Origin of the sequence: Fodinibius sp. (genome assembly GCF_041642155.1) — a bacterium.
Classification (GTDB): domain Bacteria; phylum Bacteroidota; class Rhodothermia; order Balneolales; family Balneolaceae; genus Fodinibius.
This window is the reverse complement of sequence record NZ_JBEPWZ010000237.1, coordinates 1-4,876: the sequence shown is the minus strand read 5'-3', so window position 1 is coordinate 4,876 and position 4,876 is coordinate 1. Positions and strand designations below refer to the sequence as shown.

The 4,876-nt window shown below is 53.1% G+C and carries 3 protein-coding genes; all 3 read right to left on the bottom strand.

Annotation, left to right across the window (positions count from 1 at the left end; genetic code table 11):
• Nucleotides 1–297 precede the first annotated feature (297 nt).
• The gene (gene hisD / locus ACESLU_RS11780; RefSeq protein WP_372638844.1) at nt 298–1,578 is read right to left on the bottom strand and encodes a histidinol dehydrogenase; all 1,281 of its coding nucleotides are present in this window, start codon (nt 1,576–1,578) and stop codon (nt 298–300) included.
• Nucleotides 1,579–1,739: 161 nt separating this feature from the next.
• Nucleotides 1,740–2,621, bottom strand: coding sequence for an ATP phosphoribosyltransferase (gene hisG, locus ACESLU_RS11775; RefSeq protein WP_372638843.1), 882 nt, complete (start codon nt 2,619–2,621; stop codon nt 1,740–1,742).
• 496 nt (nt 2,622–3,117) lie between these two features.
• Entirely contained in the window at nt 3,118–4,050 is a 933-nt protein-coding gene (locus ACESLU_RS11770; protein WP_372638842.1) for an SMP-30/gluconolactonase/LRE family protein, read from the bottom strand.
• Nucleotides 4,051–4,876: the final 826 nt, after the last annotated feature.

Genomic DNA, 4,876 nt, shown 5'->3' with positions numbered 1-4,876 from the left:
GCAGGCCTTCGCTGAAATCCTCCCGCGCGCTGTGATAGGGTTTCAGGTCCCGGATATTGGGACGTACAAGCTGTTCAAGGTCAAAGGAGGTACTCATCTGGGTTCTGGAATATTTATGTTTTTGTGGTAGCAATTCCGGGCGATAAAGATAAATGACCTGAGTTCGAGGTAAAGGATAAAACCAAACAGCAGGAGCATTTTTCTATGCCGCGCTTTGTTTCTAATATCGAACTCACGTTACGTTAGGTCGCAGTTTTGAAGTTTTATGATATATGATGACCCATACTGCGGGACGCCTTATTTCCTTAAACGGATGGTTACGGCGTTGCGGTGCGCGTCGAGCTCCTCCAGCTGCGCCAGCGCCGAGATCGTCGGGGCGAGGTTTTGCAGTCCCTCCTCCGAGAGCTGCTGCATTGTAATCTGCTTCAGGAATGAATCCACCGACACGCCGCTGTACATGCGGGCATAGCCATAGGTCGGCAGCGTGTGGTTGGTGCCGGAAGCATAGTCGCCGGCGCTTTCGGGGGACCAGTGCCCCAGGAAGACGGAGCCGGCGCTGGTAATGTGGTCCTCCCACTCTTCGGCGCGGCTGCACTGCACGATCAGGTGCTCCGGGGCGTACCGGTTGGAGAAGCGGAAGGCTTCCTCAAGGGTGTCGACCGTGACGATAAAACTCTGGCTGATAGCTTGCTGGGCGATCGCTTTGCGCGGGAGTTCTTCGACCTGCCGGTTGAGCGACTGGTTGAAGGCGGGCAGGTCAAACCCTTCCGTGGCCAGCAGTACGACCTGGCTGTCGGGACCGTGTTCGGCCTGGGAAAGCAGGTCGGCCGCTACAAAGTCGGGCTCCGCTGACCCGTCGGCGATGACCAGGACTTCAGAGGGACCCGCGGGCATGTCGATGGAAATTTGGGCGTCGGTGTTCTGCAGCAGCATTTTTGCGGCGGTCACAAACTGGTTGCCGGGACCCAGGATCTTGTCCACTTTGGGCACGGATGAGGTGCCCAGGGCCATGCCGGCTACCGCCTGCGCTCCACCCGCTCTGAGCAGATGGCTCACCCCGATTTTTTGAGCGATATAGATCATCTCGTCCGCCACCGAGCCGCTTCCCCGCGGCGGGGTGGCCATTACAATGGTTTTGCACCCGGCCAGCTGGGCAGGAATGCCGAGCATCAGCAGGGTGGAGGGCAGCATTGCCGTCCCCCCGGGCACATACAGTCCGACCCGTTCAATGGGTCGCGCTACCCGCTTGCACCGTACGCCGGGCATGGTCTCGACCTCCAGCGGCTCCGGCAGCTGGGCCTCGTGAAAGCGGCGGATGTTGTCAAAAGCCGTGTCAATGGCCTGTCTGACCTCCGGGTCGAGGGTGACGTCCCTGTCGGCCGGGTTGACAACCAGGGGGTCGGGGGAGGATCCGTCGAACTTCCGGGTAAAATGATTGATCCCCCGGTCGCCGTCCCTCCGGACCCCTTCAATGATCGGTTCCACGTCCCTGAAGATGGACTTAAAGTCCATCTTGGGTCGCCGGCATAGGCGCTGGAGGTCCTTTTCTTTCAGGCTTTGGTAGTTGTAGTGTTCCATGGGTTAGCTGTGATTAATATGATTCTTAGAGCAGGAGGTTCGCTCCTGCCATATCTATCTCTGTCCCCCGACAGCAGCACCGAGCTTGCGTGGCGGGGGGAGTGGTGTCATTATATGGGTCGATAATTTTTCCGATATAATCCCTGCATTCCTAATCATTATTATAATATCATGCTTTCGATGGGAAGGATGACAATGCCGGTGGCTCCTTCCTTTTTTAACCGCTCCATCACGATCCAGAACTGGTCGATAGGAATCACCGTATGAATGGCGACCATCTCCTCATCGGCCAGGGGCATGACCGTGGGACTGTTGAGCGAGGGTATGATTTCCTTGATTTCGGGCACTGATGCTTTGGGGGCATTCATCATGATATACCGGCTGCGTTCCGCCTGCTGGTGGCTGTCCATCCGGAGTAAAAATTTCTCGATCAGCTTTTTCTTGCCCGGGGACAGCTTCTTGTTTGTCTGGATGAGCTGTGTTTCCGATTCCAGGATCACCTCCAGCTCCTCGAGCCCGTTGGCCTTGAGGGTATTACCCGTCGACACCAGGTCACAAATGGCGTCTGCGACTTCCAGGCGGGGGGCAATTTCAACGGCGCCGGAGATGGTTACGAGATCGGCCTCGATATTGTGTTTTTCTAAAAACTGCTGCGTAAGGTTGGGATAGCTGGTGGCGATGGTCTTGCCTTCGAAATCTTCAAGGGTCTGTATTGGCCCGTCTTTGTGTGCGGCCAGGGAGAGCCGGCACACCCCGTAATCGAGTCCCCGCAGTACGCTGACGTCCGCCCCGGTTTCGGCACGGACATTGGCTCCCACGAATCCCAGGTCGCACACGCCGTCCTGCACGTACTCGGGGATATCGTCGTCGCGGATGAGCAGGAGCTCCACGTCAAAGTTGCGGCATTTGACCATCAGATTGCGCTTGTAGTCGTCAAAACGCAAGCCGATGCCTTTAAGCAGTTCGATGGTCTTGTCGGTCAGCCGACCAGATTTTTGGATGGCAATTCGAAGAGAAGTTTTGGAATCCGCGGTTCGTTCCATGGCAATGAGCGATCGATATTATAGATTGAAAAAATGTTATGAAAGCGTAAGAATAAGAAGGTCGGGAAGCAGGCTTGGCTGCCTGTAACAATGCTATTGACGGTCGAAACCGCCATGATGGAAGGAGTGGATATGGAGCGCATTTTTTTGCATCGGGTATAAGATAATATTTTTTTATAAATCTTCCATATAAATTTAAGGTAAAATCAGGCGTCTTGCGAAGTGAAGGTCTATTCCGAAAATTGCTCCCTCACTTCTCCCGAACCACCGGAGCCATCCTCTCCTGCTTTCCCGGCAGGGGCAGGAGTCCGTACAGGCTGTCGCCCGCAGAGGTACGCCTTGCTTCGAATCACAGGGTGATCGTTTTGGCGAATAATCCTACCGAACTTCAGAATATCTGTTACTCCACAGACAGCAGGACACAGAGGACCACAAAAGCGCTCCGGGTGCCCGGTGCCTCTGCCGCGGTTTTATGGCCGTAAAAGATGATGCATTGTTAGTTATTGCTGCTGCTGTTGCTGGCCTCAATCTCCCAGATATCCACCCGGTTTAATTCGATATAGGGGACGGCCACCCGGTTGCGTTTGGTGTCGAGGGCGATATCGGCGGGTTCGGGAGCCGTTTTAATGATGGCCCTGCTTTCCCGGTTCTCGCCCAGCAGGTAGAGGCTCGTGTCGGCCTGACTGGATACCAGGAACGTCCCGTTGTAGGGTTCAATACCGTCAAAGTTGCCGCCCGAGGCAGCGGTTATGAAATCCCGGGGCGTGGTATCGTCCGCTGTGATCGAGCGAAATATTTGTCCCCCGCCCCAGGGAGCAATAATGAGCTGATTGTTATCGGGATCCAGCGTAATTCCGTTGGGGGGATCTTCCAGCGAATCGACGGCGATGGTGACTTCCGTACCGCTCATCCTGTACACCCGGGCCTGCCCGGTATCCGTGACATATGTTGCGCCGTCGGGACCTACGGCCACGTCATTAAGAAATCCCGGTTCAAATTCCGTAAAGTCGGCGAAGATAAGCTGCTGGCCGGTTTGCGTGTTAAAGCCGTGTACGCCCTTCAGGTCGGCCACAAAAAGCGTGTCGCCGGTAATATACATCCCGCGCGGCGAATGGAGCGGGGCCTCCTCCGTGCCGGTCATGAATTTCAGCGAGTCGATGGTGCCGTCGGGTTGTGCTTTGGCAATGTATCCGTTGGAGTCGGCCTCGCTGCTGGAGCCGTTGAAATTAGAAATGAAGTAGGCGTCCTGTCCAGGGTCGTAGCGGATCGCTTCCGGGCCATCCAATCCTTCCTCAATGGATGTAAGCCGGTCGGCGACCTCCCGGCGTTGGTCCGAATCGGTGTCCTGCTCGGTATCGGGGCCGCAGCCGGCCAGTATTGCAAATACCAGTATGAGTAAACCCTGTGGTAATAATTGTCTTTTATCCATGACTTCCCGTTTTTTTTGCGTTGATATTAAATATATAACCCTGTATCAGAAGCCTTTGCAAAAACCGTTCTGTTGGCCCATACCTGCATTCTTTCATAGTCAAAAATCCTCACATATGTCTTATGCGGGGTGGTTCTGAATATGTCAGGTTTTGATTTTGACTTAACCTCCTGGGTTTCAAAGGCTTCTATTAGATATAGATGGTTTTCATAGTGGCGTATATCTTTATATATACATATATGCTATTATGTACAGATCGTGTATAAATACTATATACCTTTCAATATCCCAATCCCGGTAACTATAAATGAGATAAGCGGAACCAGGCCGCTGCCGGGTGCGGATCTCTTTTGTTTCCCCCTAAATATTGGTAAAGCATTGAATCATTGCAATATTTAGTTTACCGGAGTACTATTTTGGGCAGAAAGATTAGCAGGAACCTTTGCAAAACCATTGTTTTTCCCCATCACTGCATTTTTTTTGCGATTTCAAAACCGAAGTGTATAGGCCATACATGAGAATTTTGAAATCGCTCAGGCTTTGGTTTGATATTGAACAAAACCCCGGTTTTCCAAATCTCTATAGCAAAAAAGCTTATTCCGAGCGGCGAGGGAACAGTAAAGCCGCTTTGCGGACACCGGTAGCGGTCTCCACAAGTAGCAGGACATAGCTATTGCTGCCTATTCCCCGGTAAAGAGCTTTAGAAAGTCAGGTTTTGCGAGCCCTCTAACCGTAAAGAGGGACCATGCGGTTAGGCCGAAACAGTGACGACAAGAAAAATTAACAGCAAGGTAAAGAGGGTAAGCTGAATAAAGGCGGTACTGAT

Coding starts and splice junctions, on each gene's coding strand:
- hisD (WP_372638844.1), bottom strand. CDS start 1,578: ATGGAACACTACAACTACCAAAGCCTGAAAGAAAAGGACCTCCAGCGC.
- hisG (WP_372638843.1), bottom strand. CDS start 2,621: ATGGAACGAACCGCGGATTCCAAAACTTCTCTTCGAATTGCCATCCAA.
- ACESLU_RS11770 (WP_372638842.1), bottom strand. CDS start 4,050: ATGGATAAAAGACAATTATTACCACAGGGTTTACTCATACTGGTATTT.